The sequence below is a fragment of the Paenibacillus sp. D51F genome (genome assembly GCF_053345695.1).
Genome location: NZ_JBKFAO010000004.1, coordinates 188398 through 206718, shown reverse-complemented (window position 1 = coordinate 206718; position 18321 = coordinate 188398). Strand labels below are relative to the sequence as shown.

15 protein-coding genes are annotated in these 18321 nt (G+C 61.1%); 12 read left to right on the top strand and 3 right to left on the bottom strand.

The genetic code is table 11. From position 1 onward, the window contains the following. Positions 1–164 precede the first annotated feature (164 nt). From ACLBWT_RS09970 to ACLBWT_RS09925, 10 genes are all read left to right on the top strand, one after another. Positions 165–605: a hypothetical protein gene (locus tag ACLBWT_RS09970; RefSeq protein WP_447662911.1), complete on the top strand. Its 441-nt coding sequence runs from the start codon at positions 165–167 to the stop codon at positions 603–605. Between the two features lie 198 nt (positions 606–803). Next, positions 804–1853: an N-acetyl-gamma-glutamyl-phosphate reductase gene (argC, locus tag ACLBWT_RS09965; RefSeq protein WP_447663106.1), complete on the top strand. Its 1050-nt coding sequence runs from the start codon at positions 804–806 to the stop codon at positions 1851–1853. Positions 1854–1895: 42 nt separating this feature from the next. Continuing rightward, positions 1896–3137, top strand: coding sequence for a bifunctional ornithine acetyltransferase/N-acetylglutamate synthase (gene argJ, locus ACLBWT_RS09960; protein ID WP_447662910.1), 1242 nt, complete (start codon positions 1896–1898; stop codon positions 3135–3137). Between the two features lie 96 nt (positions 3138–3233). After that, a complete protein-coding gene (gene argB, locus ACLBWT_RS09955; protein WP_447662909.1) occupies positions 3234–4019 on the top strand; it encodes an acetylglutamate kinase in 786 nt (261 codons plus the stop codon). A gap of 989 nt (positions 4020–5008) precedes the next feature. Further along, positions 5009–6196: an acetylornithine transaminase gene (locus tag ACLBWT_RS09950; RefSeq protein ID WP_447662908.1), complete on the top strand. Its 1188-nt coding sequence runs from the start codon at positions 5009–5011 to the stop codon at positions 6194–6196. A 99-nt stretch (positions 6197–6295) separates the two neighbouring features. Then, positions 6296–7270, top strand: a complete 975-nt coding sequence (gene argF, locus ACLBWT_RS09945; RefSeq protein ID WP_447662907.1) for an ornithine carbamoyltransferase — start codon at positions 6296–6298, stop codon at positions 7268–7270. 85 nt (positions 7271–7355) lie between these two features. Beyond that, positions 7356–8594 carry an argininosuccinate synthase gene (locus ACLBWT_RS09940; protein WP_447662906.1) on the top strand — a complete coding sequence of 413 codons (1239 nt, stop codon included), beginning with the start codon at positions 7356–7358 and terminating at the stop codon, positions 8592–8594. A gap of 182 nt (positions 8595–8776) precedes the next feature. Continuing rightward, positions 8777–10192 (top strand): argininosuccinate lyase, encoded by a 1416-nt coding sequence (argH, locus tag ACLBWT_RS09935; protein ID WP_447662905.1) that lies wholly within the window; start codon positions 8777–8779, stop codon positions 10190–10192. A gap of 8 nt (positions 10193–10200) precedes the next feature. After that, the gene (locus ACLBWT_RS09930) at positions 10201–10587 is read left to right on the top strand and encodes a hypothetical protein (RefSeq protein WP_447662904.1); all 387 of its coding nucleotides are present in this window, start codon (positions 10201–10203) and stop codon (positions 10585–10587) included. Between the two features lie 144 nt (positions 10588–10731). Continuing rightward, positions 10732–11439 carry a TraX family protein gene (locus tag ACLBWT_RS09925; RefSeq protein WP_447662903.1) on the top strand — a complete coding sequence of 236 codons (708 nt, stop codon included), beginning with the start codon at positions 10732–10734 and terminating at the stop codon, positions 11437–11439. A 19-nt stretch (positions 11440–11458) separates the two neighbouring features. On the opposite strand, the gene ACLBWT_RS09920 is transcribed toward ACLBWT_RS09925, so the two are convergent. Both ACLBWT_RS09920 and ACLBWT_RS09915 read right to left on the bottom strand, forming a co-directional pair. After that, a complete protein-coding gene (locus tag ACLBWT_RS09920; protein WP_447662902.1) occupies positions 11459–11827 on the bottom strand; it encodes a hypothetical protein in 369 nt (122 codons plus the stop codon). 29 nt (positions 11828–11856) lie between these two features. Further along, on the bottom strand, positions 11857–14280 hold the full coding sequence (locus tag ACLBWT_RS09915) for an EAL domain-containing protein (protein ID WP_447662901.1): 2424 nt from the start codon (positions 14278–14280) through the stop codon (positions 11857–11859). A 299-nt stretch (positions 14281–14579) separates the two neighbouring features. Between ACLBWT_RS09915 and ACLBWT_RS09910 the strand changes: the two genes are divergently transcribed. Further along, the gene (locus ACLBWT_RS09910) at positions 14580–15584 is read left to right on the top strand and encodes an EAL domain-containing protein (RefSeq protein ID WP_447663104.1); all 1005 of its coding nucleotides are present in this window, start codon (positions 14580–14582) and stop codon (positions 15582–15584) included. A gap of 209 nt (positions 15585–15793) precedes the next feature. On the opposite strand, the gene ACLBWT_RS09905 is transcribed toward ACLBWT_RS09910, so the two are convergent. Continuing rightward, entirely contained in the window at positions 15794–17530 is a 1737-nt protein-coding gene (locus ACLBWT_RS09905) for a VanW family protein (protein WP_447662900.1), read from the bottom strand. A gap of 142 nt (positions 17531–17672) precedes the next feature. On the opposite strand from ACLBWT_RS09905, the gene ACLBWT_RS09900 reads away from it, so the two are divergent. Next, positions 17673–18317, top strand: coding sequence for a response regulator (locus ACLBWT_RS09900; RefSeq protein WP_447662899.1), 645 nt, complete (start codon positions 17673–17675; stop codon positions 18315–18317). Positions 18318–18321 lie beyond the last annotated feature (4 nt).

Sequence of the window (18321 nt, the reverse complement as noted above, 5' to 3'; positions counted from 1 at the left end):
CCGCTTGCTAGGGAAAGTGTTTTTTTATTTCCCGGATTCAATTAAATACAAGGCGGCGGATTACCGGTTTTCACGCTCCGTACCGGTGGATCCGCTGCATCCAGGCGCTGCTCAGCACGGCGACGCTCCGGCTCGGCGCGATGCTTGCGGGCAGATGGGCCGGTTTGCTGGCCGCCTTTATTGGCGCCGTGTATCCCTCCTTCATTTGGACGACAGGAGGCATCCTGACGGAGACGCTTGCCGCTCTTCTATTGGTGCTGTACGTATATGTCCAGCTCCTCGCTTACCGGACACGACGGAAGCTGCCGCCGGCGACGAACTCCGGCAATTACGGGGTGCTGTGCAAGATCGTTCTGGAGCACGTGGCTCCCCATTCGCTGCTCACCTTTAATCCGCGCGGAGGCCTGTTCCGCGGCTCGGCGCTGGTCAACGGATCGGTCGTCACGTTCTCCCATCTGGGAGCGGCCGCGGCAACCGATCCGAACAGCGTCCTCTACCGGACGGGCGCGAGCGAGGAGTCCGTAGAGATTTGGATCTCTCCAACTGCCGGAAGCAATCTTCTGTTCTGCCTGCAGCTGTCGCCGCTGCCGTCCGTTAGGAACTGAACATTCATGCCGAGAAGACGCGGATTCTTTCCGCGTCTTTTTTGCTCTCTTGAAGGAAGGCGGAAGCCGGGTCTAGAAGGAAAGGATAGTCACATTTCTGGTTGTATTATTATTAATATAAACGTATAATGATTCAGGTATAAGAGGCCTGCGACGGCTTCTCTCAGGAATCAGGGCGAAGAAGGGGAGTGCTGAATGATGGGGACAAAAATAAGAGCTGCCATTGTAGGCTCAACCGGCTACGGAGGCGTTGAATTGATCCGGCTGCTTCAGGCGCATCCGTATGCGGAGGTCAGTTCGGTCATTTCCTCTTCCAGCGCAGGAACGCCGATTGCGGACGGATATCCGCATCTGTCGGATATTTTCCCCGGGGTTCTGGATGGCGTAGACCCCAAAGAGATCAAGAGCAAGGCGGATGTCGTCTTCCTGGCCGCTCCGGCCGGAGTGGCGAGCCGGATGGCGCCGCAGCTGCTGGAGGAAGGGCTGAAGGTCATCGACCTGTCGGGAGACTTCCGCCTGCCTCAGCCGGATGTATATGAGCAGTGGTACGGCAAGCCGGCGGCAGACCCGGCCTACTTGGAGAAGGCGGTGTTCGGCCTTTCGGAGATCTACGGAGAACAGGTGCGCGGGGCGGAGCTGCTGTCCAATCCGGGCTGCTATCCGACAGCGACGCTGCTGGGTGCGGTGCCGGCTATCAAGGCGGGCTGGATCGATCCGTCCACGCTGATCGTCGACGCCAAGAGCGGCGTATCCGGCGCGGGCAGGGGAGCGAGCCTCGGCACCCATTATTCGGAGCTGAACGAGAACTTCAAGGCTTACAAGGTCAACAAGCATCAGCATATCCCGGAGATCGAGCGCGTCCTGTCCGATGCGGCAGGCAGGAATATCGTCACCACCTTCACGACCCATCTCGTTCCGATGACGCGGGGCATCATGGCGACGATGTACGCTACGCTTGCGGAAAAGCGGACCGAGCAGGAATTCATCGAGCTGTATCGGCAGTTCTATGAGGGCCGCCCGTTCGTGCGCATTCGGCCGGAAGGCGTCATGCCGGCGACGAAGGAAGTCGCGGGCTCGAACTTCTGCGACATCGGCTTTGCCGTCGACAACCGCACGGGACGTGTGACGATCGTGTCGGTCATCGACAATCTCGTCAAAGGCGCAGCCGGCCAAGCGATCCAGAACCTCAACCTAATGATGGGCTGGGAAGAGAATGCCGGCCTGCAGTTCATCCCGATGTATCCTTAATTCCCTGGCGGAACCCCACTAGAAGGAGATGCGATTTACGCGATGACACAAGAGACAGCAGGCAAGGCGTTCACGATCGTCGAGGACGGCTCCGTTACGACACCGGCAGGCTTTCGGGCGGGCGGGCTTCACTGCGGACTGAAAAAAACGAGCCGCAACGATCTGGGAGCGATCGTATGCGAGGTTCCTGCGGCGGCTGCGGCGGTATATACGACCAACAAGGTGCAGGCGGCCCCGATCAAGGTGACCCGGGAAAGCCTGGCGGCGGGAGGACGGCTGCGCGCGCTGCTCGTGAACAGCGGCAACGCCAATGCCTGCACGGGCAAGCAAGGAGAGGCCGATGCGTACGAGATGCGCTCCGCCTTCGCGGAAGCGGCCGGAATTCCGGCCGAGCAGATCGCGGTGGCCTCTACCGGCGTCATCGGCGAGCTTCTCAAGATGGATCGCGTGCGCGAAGGCATCAGCCGTCTGCCGCAGCAGCTTGCGGGCGACGAGCAGAGCGCGGGTGAGTTCTGCCAGGCGATCCTGACGACGGATCTTGTGAAAAAATCGATCTGCGTCGCCGTCGAGGCCGGCGGAAGGACGATTCATGTGGCAGGCGCCGCCAAAGGCTCCGGCATGATCCATCCCAACATGGCGACGATGCTCGGCTTCGTCACGACGGATGCCAATATCGGCAGCGAAGCTCTCCAAAGCCTGCTGAGCTCCGCTACGGACCGCACCTTCAACATGATTACGGTAGACGGGGACACGAGCACCAACGACATGCTGGTCGCGATGGCGAGCGGCCTTGCCGGCGGCGAGGAGCTGACGCCGCTGCATCCGGATTGGAATTCGTTCGGCGATGCGCTGAGATATGTATGCGAGGTGCTGGCCAAGGCGATCGCCCGCGACGGCGAAGGCGCCACCAAGCTCGTCGAGGTCCGCGTCAACGGAGCGCAGAGCGACCGGTCGGCGGCTGCCATCGCGAAGACGATCGTCGGCTCTTCGCTCGTGAAGTCGGCCGTCTTCGGCGCCGACGCCAACTGGGGCCGCATCATTGCGGCCGCTGGCCGGGCCGGCGAGCCGCTCGATCCGGATACCGTCGATATTTCGCTCGGACCGATCCTGACGCTCAAGGAATCCCGGCCGGTCGCCTTCGACGAAGAAGCGGCGCTGGAATACTTGAAGGGCGACACGGTGGAAATCATCGTCGATCTCCATATCGGCGGCGGCGCGGCCGTAGCCTGGGGCTGCGACCTGACCTATGACTACGTAAGGATCAACGCGGCTTACCGCACTTGACAGCAGGAACCGTTAACAGGCGAAAATATAAGCGGCATGAAGCTTCAACCGGCTTGAGCATAAGCGGCATGAAGCGGATGAAGGAGCATGAGGCAGATGGAACAGCGGTTTGTGATGAAATGCGGGGGAAGCACGCTTGCGGCTCTTCCCGCCGCGTTCTTCGAAGATCTCCGGCGCCTGCAGGAGCAGGGCGTGAAGCCGGTCATCGTGCATGGCGGCGGCCCCGCCATCTCCGGGACGCTGGAGAAGCTCGGCATCGAGACCGAGTTCGTCGACGGGCTCAGGCGGACGACGGAGGAAGTGCTCGACGTCGTCGAGATGGTGCTCTCCGGAACGATCAACAAGGAGATCGTCAGGCGCATCCAAGGCGCGGGAGCGCGGGCGCTCGGGCTCTCCGGCGTCGACGGCATGCTCATCCAGGCCAGGCCTGTCGGCAATGCCGACAAGGTCGGCCATGTCGGCGAAGTGACGGACGTCAACGCGGAAATCATCGAAGGCGTGATGGGAATGGGCTACATCCCGGTCATCGCGCCGGTCGGCATCGATGCGGCCGGACAGCGCTACAACATCAATGCCGATACGGCGGCTGGAGCCGTCGCCTCCCATCTGGGCGTGGAGCGGATGATCGTCGTGACCGACGTGCCGGGCATCATGCGCACCGTGGACGGAGCCAAGACGGTCCTGCCTCGCGTGAGCGCGGCCGATATCGAGGAGATGATCGCCAGCGGAGAAATCTATGGCGGCATGATCCCGAAGGTGCGGGCGGCGCTCGCCTGCTTGCACGGCAATGTCCGCGAGGTGACCATTGTCAGCGGCACCGAGCCGGACATTCTCAGCCGGGCGGTCCTCGAGGGCGGCGTCGGCACAGTCATCACAGGCTGAAGCGGGAAGTGGACTCCGAAAACGGAGGGCTCTTCCGATGGAGCAGACTCCGAAAACGGAGGGCTCTTCCGATGGAGCAGACTCCGAAAACGGAGGGCTCTTCCGATCGCTGTTGAAGCCCGAATTCCTTGAACTTACCCCATGAATGGGGGAATCCGGTCTTCAAATGTGAACGCTCCGCTTCTTCAGAGTCCCTCCGTCTTTCTTCGTCCTTGCGCCTTGCTCGGATGGAAGAAGAAGCTCTGCCTGCTGGCTGGCCCCTCCATCAGCAGAGTCAGAAATCCGCTCTGCGGAGCCTGCCTGTAGCGGCAGCTTGAGGCTGATCCGGAGCGAAGCATCCGGAGTAGCGCCTTGGAGCCAGAACCCGGAGCGGAGCACCGAATTGGCGCCTTGGAGCTGAAGCCCGGAGCGAAGCGGCCGAATTGGCGCCTTGGAGCTGAAGCCCGGAGCTAAGCAACCGGGAAGGCACCTTGGGTTGAAGCCTGGAGCGAAGCATTCGGGGTGGCCCTTGGGGTTGAATCCCGGAGCGGAGTGGCCGGAATGGCCCTGGAGAAATGACAATGGTCGCCTTTGCCGCCGGATTTCTACCATTGAATTCATCTATTCATGAAATCTGGCGGCAACAGCGATCGGAAGGGCCATCCGGCCGCGGAGCGAATTCAGGATTCAACAGCAGGAAGGCCATCCGGCAGCGGAGCAACTCTAGGATTCAACAGCCGGAAGAGCCATCCGGCCGCGGAGCGAATTCAGGATTCAACAACCGCAAGGGCCATCCAGCAGCGGAGCGAATTCAGGATTCAACAGCAGGAAGGCCATCCGGCAGCGGAGCAACTCTAGGATTCAACAACCGCAAGAGCCATCCGGCGGCGGAGCGACTCTAGGATTCGACGCACCAAGGGCCATCCGGCGTGGAGCGACCTCCAGGAGTCAGCGCAACAACAGCCATCCGGCTGCGAGTCCATTTAACGATAGGGAGAGGTGGATCTGCAATGAGTAACAGCGCACTGTTTCCAACCTACGCAAGATATCCGATCGCGCTCGTCAAAGGCGAGGGAAGCTGGCTCTGGGACGATGCCGGCAAGAAATATCTCGATTTCATGAGCGGCCTCGCCGTCACGAACCTCGGCCATGCTCCGAAAGTGATCAAGGATGCCCTCGTGAAGCAGCTGGATGAAGTCTGGCATGTGTCGAATCTGTTCCATATTCCGGGGCAGGAAGCGGCAGCGGAGCTGCTCGTGAAGCATACATGCGCGGATGCGGTCTTCTTCTGCAACTCCGGAGCGGAGGCGAACGAAGGCGCGATCAAGCTGGCCCGCCGGTACTTCCAGAAGATCAAGGGAGAGCACCGGTACGAGATCATCACCTTCTCCCAGTCCTTCCATGGACGGACGCTCGCGACGCTGACGGCAACGGGCCAGGACAAGGTCAAGGAAGGCTATCTGCCGCTGCCGGAAGGCTTCACCACCGTGCCGATGGACGATCTCGACGCACTCAAGGCTGCCGTGAACGAACGGACCGCCGCGATCATGCTGGAGCTCGTCCAAGCCGAGGGCGGCGTCCTGCCTGTCCGGGCGGAGTTCCTGCACGACATCGTCAAGCTGTGCAAGGATAACGGCATTCTGCTGATTGTCGACGAGGTGCAAACCGGCATGGGACGCACGGGCAAGCTGTTCGCACACGAGCATTACGGCGTGCAGCCGGATATTTTCACCTCCGCCAAAGGCCTGGGAAGCGGCTTCCCGGTAGGCGCCGTCCTCGCGAAGGAATTTCTCCGCGAAGCGTTCACTCCGGGCTCCCATGCGACGACCTTCGGGGGAACGCCGATTGCTTCCGCCGTCGTCAAGGCGACGGTCGAGGAAATCGCCGGCAACCGAGTGTATGACCGCGCGGCAGGCGCGGCCAGCTACCTGACCGGACAGCTGCGCGAGAAGCTCGCCGGCAATCCGTGGGTGACGCAGATCCGCGGGCTCGGCCTGCTGATCGGCATCGAATGCGCAGGACCGGTCGCCGACGTGATCGCGACGATCCACGAGAGCGGACTGCTGGTCGTGCCTGCCGGCCCGACCGTCATCCGCCTGCTGCCGAACCTGCTCGTCTCCAATGACGAGATCGATCAGGCGGTCGGCATCATCGCCGCCGTCCTCAAGGAGAAGACGGTCACGGCATCCCAGAACTAGACATCCCGGAACGAGAAGGGATACAGGTTCCCGATCCCCACGAATCCAAGCGCCGCCGGACGACCGGCGGCGAGCAAAGAAAGAGCAGGTGTTCCATTGATGCAGCAACCTCTTATCTTGGCCGGAGCCCGCAGCGAGGAGCTGGCGGCAGGCCTCAAAGGGCGCGATTTCCTCGCGCTGGCGGACTACACGCCGGAGGAGCTCCGCTACCTCATCGATTTGGCGATCGAGCTGAAGCGCGTCCAGAAATCCGGAGAGGCCTATCATCCGCTCAAGGGCAAAACCCTCGGCATGATTTTCGAAAAGGCGTCCACCCGCACGCGGGTCAGCTTTGAAGTCGGCATGTACCAGCTCGGAGGACATGCGCTGTTCCTGAGCGGCAACGATCTTCAGATCGGACGCGGCGAGCCGATCTCGGACACGGCGCAGGTGCTGTCCCGCTATCTGGACGGCATCATGATCCGCACGTTCGCGCACCGCACCGTCATCGAGCTTGCGCGCGCTTCCACCGTGCCGGTCATCAACGGCCTGACCGATTCCGAGCACCCATGCCAGGTCATGGCCGATTACCAGACCGCCCTGGAGCATAAGGGCAGGCTGGAAGGCCTCAAGGTCACCTACATCGGAGACGGCAACAATATGGCGCATTCGCTGCTCATGGGCGCGGCCAAGCTCGGCCTGCACATGAGTGTGGCGACTCCGGAAGGCTATGAGCCGGACGCCTCTATCGTGAAGCAGACCCAGGCCGTCGCTGCGGGCACGGGATCGGTCATTCACGTCTGCCGCGATCCGCGCGAAGCGATCGAGGGAGCGGACATCGTCTACACCGACGTATGGGCGAGCATGGGCCAGGAGGCCGAGCAGGCGGAGCGCGAGCGGGCATTTGCCGGCTATCAGGTCAATGAAGACTTGACGAAGCATGCCAAGGCCGACTATCTGTTCATGCACTGCCTGCCCGCGCACCGCGGCGAAGAGGTGAGCGAGGGCGTCATCGACGGCAAGCATTCCATCGTATTCGACGAGGCGGAGAACCGCCTGCACGCGCAGAAAGCGATCATGGCCGCACTCATGTAGAGGCGGCTCCGACTATATCCAGATCCGGGCCTGCCTCATGGCATGAAGCTTCCGGAAGGGACAGGGAAAGGACGATAACAGCGACATGGCAAAGGAAAAAATCGTGCTGGCCTATTCGGGCGGCTTGGATACATCCGTCATTCTGAAGTGGCTCAAGGAAACGTATGACGCGGAAATCATCGCCTTCACGGCCGACATCGGCCAGAAGGAAGAACTCGACGGCCTGGAGGAAAAAGCTCTGGCGACCGGCGCCTCCAAGGTCTATATCGACGACCTGCAGGACGAGTTCGCCAAGGACTTCATCTATCCGATGTTCCAGTCCGGAGCTCTCTATGAGGGGCAGTACCTGCTCGGAACGTCCATCGCGCGGCCGCTGATCGCCAAGCGCATGGTCGACATCGCCCGCGCCGAAGGGGCGACCGCGATCGCCCACGGCGCGACGGGCAAAGGCAATGACCAGGTGCGCTTCGAGCTGACAGCCGCTGCGCTGGCGCCGGACATCAAGGTCATCGCGCCTTGGCGCAGCGAGGAATTCCGGGCCCAGTTCCCGGGACGCGCCGAGATGATCGCTTACGCCGAGAAGCACGGCATTCCGGTTCAGGCATCCGCAGCGAAGCCTTATTCCATGGACCGCAACCTGCTGCACATCAGCTTCGAGAGCGGCATGCTGGAGGATCCTTGGTTCGATCCGAGCTCGGAGGAGAACGAGGGCATGTACGTGCTCAGCGTGTCTCCGGAGCGCGCCCCGGACAAGGCCGAATACGTGGAGCTGACCTTCGACCAAGGCAACTGCACCGCGATCAACGGCGAAGAGCTGAGCCCGCTGCAGGTGATGGACAAGCTCAACGAGCTGGGTGGCAAGCATGGCATCGGCCGTGTCGACATGGTCGAGAACCGTTTCGTCGGCATGAAGAGCCGCGGCGTATACGAGACTCCGGGAGGCACGATCCTGTTCAGCGCCCACCGCAAAATGGAGTCGCTGACGATGGACCGCGACGTCATGCATCTGCGCGACTCGCTCATCGCAAAGTACGCGACGCTTGTCTACAACGGCTTCTGGTTCGCGCCGGAGCGGCTTGCGCTGCAGGCGCTCGTCAATGAAAGCCAGAAGAACGTCAGCGGAACCGTCCGCCTCAAGCTGTACAAAGGCAATGTCATCGGCGCCGGCGTCAAAAGCCCGGTCAGCCTGTACAACCCGGACATCGCTACGATGGAGGCCGATCCGTCGCAGGCTTACGACCAAGGCGACGCGACGGGCTTCATCCGGCTGAACGCGCTGCGCCTGAAGGTTTCCTCCGGCGTGGGGCAGAGCCGCAAGGACTGACCTGGCGAAATAGGATTTCGGTCCTGACAAGCAGGCCCGAAGGGCTGCCTGAATGTTGCCGAAAGCCGATCGACGCGCCTGAGCCTTTGCAGGGCGGGCGATGAATCCAAAACAAGCATAAGGGCTTGCTGCGCCAGTCCGGCGCGCAAGCCCGTTGTCATATCCGAAGGGGGAGCAGGGCGATGAGCAAACTGTGGGGCGGAAGGTTCACGAAGCAGACCGACCAGCTGGTCGAGGAATACACGGCGTCGATTACGTTCGACAAGGAATTGGCGGAGGAGGACGTGCGCGGCAGCCTGGCGCATGTGTCGATGCTCGGGAAGCAGGGCATTCTGCCGGCAGAGGACGTCGAGACGATCAAGGGCGGGCTGAACCGCGTTCTGGAGCGCATCCGCAAGGGTGAGCTGGAGTACAGCGTCTCCGACGAAGATATCCATATGAACATCGAAAAAGCGCTGATCGACGATATCGGCCCTGTAGGTGGCAAGCTGCATACCGGCCGCAGCCGCAACGACCAGGTGGCGACGGACATGCATCTGTACCTGCGCCGGCGCGTCGTCGAGTTCGTCGGCCTGCTGCGCAGCCTGCAGGAAGCGCTCATCGGCCAGGCCAAGGAGAACCTGGACACGATCGTGCCCGGCTACACGCATCTGCAGCGCGCCCAGCCGATCCTGTTCGCCCACCATTTGATGGCCTACGTCAGCATGTTCGGCCGCGACGCCGAGCGGCTGCAGGACAGCTACAAGCGCATCGACACGCTGCCGCTCGGAGCCGGCGCGCTGGCGGGTACGACGTTCCCGATCGACCGCCATTACGTAGCGGAGCAGCTCGGCTTCGGCCGTGTATACGAGAACAGCCTTGACGCGGTCAGCGACCGCGATTTCATCCTGGAGTTCCTCTCCCACGCTTCCATGATCATGATGCATCTTTCCCGCCTGTCGGAGGAGCTGATTCTCTGGTCGAGCACGGAGTTTCGTTTCGTGGAGCTGGACGACGCCTTCTGTACGGGCAGCAGCATCATGCCGCAGAAGAAGAATCCGGACGTGCCGGAGCTTGTGCGGGGCAAGACGGGCCGCGTGTACGGCAACCTTGCGGGCCTTCTGACGGTGCTGAAGTCGCTGCCGCTCGCCTACAACAAGGACATGCAGGAGGACAAGGAAGGCATGTTCGATACGGTGAAGACGCTCTCCGGCGCGCTGCGCCTGTTCGCCCCGATGATCGCCACGATGAAGGTGAACGGCGGACAGATGCGCGAGGCGGTCAACAAGGACTTCTCCAACGCGACCGATATCGCCGATTTCCTTGTCGGCAAAGGACTGCCTTTCCGCCAGGCGCATGAGGTGATCGGCAAGACGGTGCTGTACTGCATCGAGAACGGCAAATTCCTGCTGGACCTTACGCTGGATGAATTCAAGGGGTTCTCGGAGCTGTTCGACGAGCGCATCTACGAGGTGCTGCAGCCGGAGACGGTCGTCAATGCGCGCAACGTCTACGGCGGCACAGCCCGTCCGCAGGTCGAAGCCGCCATCGGGCGCGCGGAAGCCGTGCTCGCGGAGACGGCTGGCTGGGTAGAGGCGTATTCCGCCAAGCAGAATTAGCAGGCTGCATGCCTGCGCAGCTCCGCAAGCGATGCCTTGCGATCGGAGCGAAGGGAAGAGGGCTCTGTCCGCCTTGCGCGGATGGGGCTCCTTGTCGTTCCAGGACAAGCCGTCGTGCGGCTAGGGTCAGAGGAGCGGGCAAGACAGGCTCGGCGGAGGGCAGGGAGAAAGCAAGGAGAGAAAAGGGCAGGGAAAGAGAGGAGAGGGAGGAGATCCACAGGGGAGGACAGGAGAGGACAGGAGAGGACAGGAGAGGACAGGAGAGGACAGGAGAGGACAGGAGAGGACAGGAGAGGAGAGGAGAGGAGAGGAGAGGAGAGGAGAGGAGAGGAGAGAACAAGGAAATAGATGGAGGTATTTGGGTTGAAAAAGAGGGGGAAAGAGGGGGACGGTAAGGGGAGAATTGGTCAGAGAGGACAGGAGAGGCGCTCTAACATCGGCGGGGTGGATTTTGGGGATTGAATTCTTTATCATCTATAGCAAAGGCAGGCCATGTCATTAACCGTACTCACGCCTAGTTCGAGAAAGAGGTGACGTTCATGCAGCTGCTGGCGATTTTCTCGATGCTCATCGACCATATCGGCGTCATTTTCTTCCCCGACTCCACAGGCTGGCGCATCGTCGGGCGGATCGCATTTCCCATTTACGCCTATGGAATCGCCGTCGGCTGCCTGATGACCCGCTCCCGAAAACGATACATCGGCAGGCTCGCGCTGCTCGCGGCCATCGCGCAGGTTCCTTACATGCTTGCGTTCGGAACGAGCCATTACAACGTCATCTTTACTCTGCTTGCCGCGGCGCTCGTCATCTTCGCCCTCGATGGCCTGCTCGAGTGGAGCGCCAGCCCAGCCGGCATTCCCGGCAGCGAACGCAGCGGCTCAAGCAGAGGCCGGCGCATTGCCGGCGGGACTGCCGCGGCCTTCCTGGTGGCAGCAGCCTGCATCATCATGCAGGAGCTTCCTTTCGACTACAATGCCTACGGCTTGCTGCTGATCCTGATCTTCCGGTATGCAGGGCCGAAGAGGATGGTGGTGCTGCATCTGCTGCTGAACGTAGCGATCATCGCCGCATATGGATCATCGTGGGTGCTTCAGCTGTTCAGCATCGCCCCGACGCTGCTGCTCGCCTATGGAGAAGACTGGCGCGAGGGGCTCGACAAGCTGAAAGTTCCCCGCTGGCTGTGGAGATCTTTCTATCCTGCCCATCTGGCGGCTCTGGCGGTATTGGACTTCATGCTTCGCAGCTGAGCATTCGAGCACCCGAGCATCAAAGGCACCCGAGCACAGAGAGCACCCAATCACCAAAGAGCACCCAATCACCAAAGAGCACCCAATCACCAAAGAGCACCCAATCACCAAAGAGCACCCAATCACCAAAGAGCACCCAAGCACCAAAGAGTATCGGAGCACTAAAGAGCACCGGAGCAACTCCGAGTGAAGCCTGTTTGAACATAATTCCTTTGAGCGCTCTTTCTTCACGGTAAGATGGGGCTCTGAAGTCTGCGGCTGGATGCGCGAGCCGGCATAGTGCAGCATAAAAAAAGAGCGCCGGGCGTCGACGGACGCAGGCGCTCTTTGTCTTGCGGATGCAGGCTTTGGTTGGTTTCCATCCTTGCTGCAGGGGAGTTCCCTCCATTGAAGCGAGGTCGCTCCTGCTCGCCCGAATTAGGCGCTTGTCGCATTCAGCAAGCCTGGAAGCTCTTCGGCCGGGATCGGCTGGCTGAAGAAATACCCTTGGGCTTCATGGCATTGGCGCTGCTGCAAATACTGCAGCTGCTCGTCGGTTTCCACGCCTTCGGCGATGACCTTGAGCCCGAGGTTGTGGGCCATGTTGATGATCGTATGGACGAGCGCTTCGTCCTTGGCATCCTGGAGGAGGTTGCGCGTGAAGGAGCGATCGATTTTGAGGCTGTCGATCGGGAACAGCTTCAGGTAGCTCAGCGAGGAATAGCCGGTGCCGAAATCGTCGATCGACAGGCAGATGCCCATCGCTTTGAGCCTGTGCATGATCGAGATCGCTTTCTCCGAGTTCTGGACGATGCTTTCGGTCAGCTCGAGCTCAAGGTACTGCGGATCCATGCCGGTCGCCTCCAGCGTCGCGCTGACCATCTCGGCAAAGTCGTTCTGCTGGAATTGGCGGGAGGAAATGTTGACGGCGATCCGAATCGGCTCGTAGCCCTCGTCCTGCCAGGCTTTGTTCTGGCGGCACGATTCCTGCAGCACCCATTCCCCGATCGGGATGATGAGGCCGGTTTCTTCGGCCAGAGGAATGAAATCGGCCGGGGAGATAAGGCCCCACTGCGGATGCTTCCAGCGGACGAGCGCCTCGAGACCGACGATCATGCCCGACATGATGTCGACCTGAGGCTGATAGTGAACCTTGAACTCGCCTCTCTGGAGACCTTTGCGCAGGCCGTGCTCCAGCTTCATCCTGTGGGTGACCGCTTCGTTCATTTCCGGCGTGTAGAACTGGAAGTGGTTCTTGCCCTGCTCCTTGACGCGGTACATGGCCGTATCGGCGTTCTGGATGAGCGTCTCCTGGGTCTGGCCGTCGCCGGGGTACACGCTGATTCCGATTGAAGGGGTGACGAACATTTCGTTCCCGGAGATCAGGATCGGCTTGGTGAAGCTTTTGACGATGAGGCGGGCTTTGCGGCTGATCTCATCCGAGGTCGTGCCCGGCAGCAGGATGATGAACTCGTCTCCTCCCAGACGCGATACGGTATCGCCGCTGTCGACGCAGTCCCGCAGCCGCTTCGATACCTGGATTAGCAGCAGATCGCCTGTAGAGTGTCCGAGCGTGTCGTTGACATATTTGAACCGGTCCAGGTCGATGAACAGGATGCCGACCTGGTGGCCTGTCTCCTTGGCGAATTCAAGCGATTGCTTGAGCCGGTCTCCGAGCAGCAGGCGATTGGGCAATCCGGTGAGAGCGTCGAGATAAACCATCTGGTTGATTTTTTGCTCGGCTTTTTTCCGTTCGGTGATGTCCCGGATAATGCTGCTGAAGTACTTCTTTCCGTCTTCGGTCCATGATGCCAGAGACATTTCAATCGGGAATTCCACTCCGTCCTTGCCCAGCCCGGACAGCTCCAGCACGCTTCCGGACCCGTCGGGAGCAAGCGTCGAAGCATAGGGAGCGATTTCCTTGCGGTGCTCGTCGCGCAGGCGGTCGGGAATGATCATCTCCAGCGGCTTGCCGGCCGCCTCGGCTTCGGAGTAGCCGAAGATGCGCTCGGCTCCCTTGTTCCAGGACTGGATGATTGTCCGGCTGTCGGCGAGGATGATGGCGTCGCTGGCGGATTCGACGACGGATTTGAATTTGCGTTCGGACTCCATCGACTGGGATTCGAAGCGCCGGTTCAAGTAGGTGCTGATGAAGACGAGGCCCAGGATGACGAGCATGCCGATGAAAATCGCATAAGCGAGAAGCGTGTTGTCCATCGAAGAGTGGTGGCCGGCGGGAGCGCCGCCCATATGGTGGAAGGAAGCGGCAGCCATGCCCGTATAGTGCATGCCGGCGACAGCCAGCCCCATCAGGACCGCCCCGGCGGATTTGAATCTCCACACGCCGGGAGTGCCTGAGCGCTGCTTGATGGCGAAGATCAGATGAAGGGCGGCCAGGGAAGCCAGGACGGAGATGGCGCATGATGCCGCTACCAGAAGGATGTTGTAGGTCACATGCGCCTCGACGACAATGGCCTTCATGCCGGTATAATGCATGGAAACGATCCCGGCTCCCATCAGCACGGCGCCCGAGCATGAGCGCAGGACAGGAAGAGACGAGCCGCTGACGGTGATCAAGGCAAGGCCGGAGGCGAATATCGCCGGTACGATGGATACCAGGACCAGCATCGGATGATAGGTGACCCGGACGGGCAGATGCATGGCCAGCATGGCGACGAAATGCATCGACCAGATGCCGAGCCCCATCGCGACGGCGCCGGAAAGGGTCCAGATGTAGCGCGTGCGTTTTTTGGCCTTGTCGATCAATATGGCAAGATCAAGAACCGTGAACGATGAGATCACGGCGATCAGGATGGATAGGACAGCAAGCGGCATGTTATAGGAGCTGTGAAGGATAGGCATCGGCGGTTGATCTCCTTAGACAATCGGCGGACGGCGGCAAGCCGGTTTCCTTTTTGTATATAACGGCAAAGTGCAGATGGTTGGTAAGCTTTTTTTGAAGAAGGAAAAAAATTTCTTCTCTTCGATTGTTTCAACATGGGGAGAAACGGGTATAGAAAAAGTTGCCATTCCCTTTTCGGATATATCTGGAAAAAGAATATATTTATCGAAATGAAAATAATTTGGGGAGACTGGCCCTCTTGGCCGAGGCTGGATTATAAGATTAGGAGCGGGTATGGGTGGAATGCTCAAGCTGCAGGATGGAACCGTTGGGAATCGAGCTTCGCTGCGGCGGAGAGGAAAGTCTGCTCGCCGTCCGCGAAGCGGCAGATCAACTGAGGAGTCAAGGAAAAGGCGCGGTTTTCGAGGACAACATACTGAGGATATCGGAAACGGAGTTGCCGGGCATGCTGGATTTTTGCCGGGACCATGCCGACGCCGAGATGATTACATTTCGGATTGCTGCCGAAGGAGGATGGAGGCCCTTGGCCGAAGCCGGCTCGATCGCCGGCACGAAGTGGGTCGACGACCTGATCCGGGAGAAGCGGATCATCTGCCATATCCAGCCGATCGTCAACGGGAGCGGGGAGCTGTACGCCTATGAGTTCCTGGCGAGGTTCATCCGGGAGGACGGGACCTTGATCTACCCGGGCGAAATGTTCCAGGCGGCCCGGGAGCGGGGGCGTCTGTACGCGCTGGACAAAGCTTGCCGAATGGCTGCGGTCAGGCATGCGGCTCCTTTGAAAACAAGAGCTTTCATTAATTTTGTCCCGACATCCATCTACGCTCCCGAATATTGCCTCCGGACGACCGTGAATCTTGCGGCGAAGCTTGGAGCGGATCCTTCCCTGTTCGTCTTCGAAGTGGTGGAGACGGACAAGGTCGAGGACACGGAGCATTTGAAGCGGATTCTGGCCTACTACCGCGAGCGGGGATTCCAGTGCGCCCTGGACGATACGGGTGCGGGATACAGCACGGCAGATCTGTTGGAGGAGCTGAGCCCCCATTACATGAAGCTGGATATGCAGAATGTGCAAGGCGTCGCTCAGGATGCGGACAAGCAGCGCTCCGCGCTTTCGTTTCTGGAAGCGGCCTTGCAGGCCGGCGCCGTCCCGCTTGCAGAAGGAGTCGAGCAGCAAGAAGATTTCGAATGGCTGAAGCGGCATGGCTATCAGCTGTTCCAGGGCTATCTGTTCGGCAAGCCGGCCCCGGTGGACCGTTATTATCCCGGCGGCAGCGATGCGGCGGCTGCGGTCATCGCTTGAAGGCGCGGAATTCTGGCCTCGCTGCAACCGACTGCGCAGTCATGGACTACTGCGCAGTCATGGACTACTGCGCAGTCATGGACTGAAGGCGAACACCTCCATCACCTCCATGCGGCAGCTATCGTCATCGGCTGAAGGCCAATATCCCCGCCGCGCCGATGACAAGCACGCGCTCATCGGCTGAAGACGAGGAGCATTGGCATCGGCTGCTATGGCAGCAGCCGGATGCCGTCCTCCAGCAAGCCTGCCGATGGAACTTCCGGCAGGTCCGTGCCGCCAATAGCCGGACCGGAGTCCAAGCCGTCGGGTGACGGGGATGCCGCGCGCTCCGGCTGCCGCCCGATGCCGACGATTTCCGGCTGGGCTTTGTACGTATCCCGGGAAATGCGGAGGCGCGAAGTCTCTTTGCCCTTTACATAACGGATCCGATACGTATCGACTACATAACCTCTTTTGCCCGGCGTCAAAACCCGGCTCTCGCCGGGAGCAAGCAGCGAGGTCGGCTCCAGCTGAACGGCAGGGGAGAGGGATCGGACGGTCTCGGATCGGATCTCATACTTGACGTCGGGGGAGAGCGTGCCGTATAGCTTGACCGTCAGCTTTCCATCGCCCGAGCTTGTCTGGATGAGAATATGCTTGCCGGTGGAATTGCGGAACCGGAAGTTGATGACGCCATCGGCAAAGGTAGCGTCCCGCCCCAGAGGGAGATAGGAGACGGGAAGCGAATGGTTGCGCCGCTCCACGATGTCGAGGCCGGCCAGCAGCACGGCATTGTAGAGCGTGCTGGACACCTGGCAAATGCCGCCCCCGATGCCGGGGGCGAGCTGGCCGTTCAGAATGACGGGCGCTTCCCGGTAGCCGGTCTCGCGCTCCGTGATTCGGATGATCTCTCCATAATCGAAGACGTCGCCCGGCTTCATGATCCAGCCGCTCAGAGTTCGGGCCGTCTCCGAGACATTGAACGCCCTTCCCTGGGAGCTGGCGCTGTAGTCGGTTGTGAAGCTGGCGATCAGCCGATCGATTCCTTCCTCCCGCAGCGACGCCAGCGTGACCTTGGGGAGCACCGCTTTCATTTGAAGCCTTCCCTCCAGAACGGGGCTGACGCCCAGCTGCTTCAGCAGCGCTTTGCCTTTGAGCCCTGTCAGGGAACGAGCCGAGGGCAGGCGCGAATCCTGCAGCTCTGACGCGGCAATCCCGCCAAGCATCGCCCAAGCTCTGACCTGGGCGTACTGCCGGTCCAGATCCAGGTGGAGGACGCTCCGCCCCTGCGTGTACACGACTCGGTCATCCGGGGCAATCGTCCGCATCGCGTCGACGGGCTGCCGCTCGTCGTAGAAGCCCCATTCCCTGCGCAGCGCGGCATCGAACGTCCCGCGGCGGGACTCGAGCTTCGCCTGCAGCCGCTGGTCCCAATGCCAGCGGTACTTGGCCCGGCTCCACGCGGAGCCTGTGGCCAGCCGGCGGATCGCAGCCTCCGCTTCCTCCAGCCGGAGCCGGAACCCGAGCGCCCGCAGCGTCCAGGAGGCGCTGCGGGCCGCTTCGGCTTCCAGGCCGCCAGGCGCGTTGCGGGCCGCCACGGCCGCCAGGCTGCCGGGCGCATCGGCCGCAGGTATGCCGCCGGCAATTCCTTCGGCGCTGCCGGTTTCGTTCGGAATACGGCTTGCCGCAATGCCCCCGCCGGCTGAGGCCGGGGGCTTGTCCGCGTTGAAGGAGGCGAGGCCTCCTCCGTCCATCAGGATGACCGCGCGGCCATCCATCGCTTCTCCGTACGCTTGCAGCAGCCGCAGCGCCTCCTGCTTCGGCAAGCCTCCGACAGGCAGCCCTCCCGCCGCGGTGCCGGAGGGAACGGTCGTTTTGGAGCCGTATATCCATAGAGCTCCCCATGCGGCGCAAGCGGCGAGCAGCAGGGCAAGGAGAATGATCAGCATCAGATGCAGCCTTTTCACGGGCAGTCCTCCCATCAGGCATCGTTCGTCATGTATATGCCCGGCCTGGGGCAATTAGTATCTTCGCGGCTTTCCTTTTCATGGTAAACTACCACTTAAAGCCTGTGGAAACAGGCACCGGACGCCATAGGGAGGAATACCGATGATCAGGGTGCTGATTGCCGACGACAATTCATTCATCAGGGAAGGAATGCGCATCATCCTCGCCAGCTTCGGCGAGTTCGAGATCGTCGCCGCGGTCGAGGACGGCCTCCAGGCCGTCGACTACTGCAAGGCGAATGAGGTGGATGTGGCGCTGCTGGACGTGCGGATGCCGAACATGAACGGGGTGGAAGCCGCCCGGCTCATCTCGGAGGGGTCGCAGGCGAAGCCGCTCATCCTGACGACTTTCGACGATGACGCCTATATTCTCGATGCGGTGCGCAGCGGCGCCAAGGGATATCTGCTCAAGAACAACGACCCGGAGCAGATCGCGGCTGCGATCCGCAGCGTCCATGGCGGCCACAGCGTGCTGCAGGACGCCGTGCTGGAGAAGCTGAGAGCCGGCCTGACCGCTCCCGCCGCCCCGGCGGCTCCGGAGCCGGCGATCGACCGCAGCCTGTTTACGGAGCGGGAGCTCGAAGTCATGGCCCGGATCGCGAAGGGGCGGTCCAACAAGGAAATTTCCCGCGAGCTGTTCATCTCCGAAGGCACGATCGCCAACTACATCACCTCCATTTTGAACAAGACAGCCCTGGAGCACCGGACGCAGATCGCGATCTACTATCTCACGGGCAAGCTTTCCTGACGCC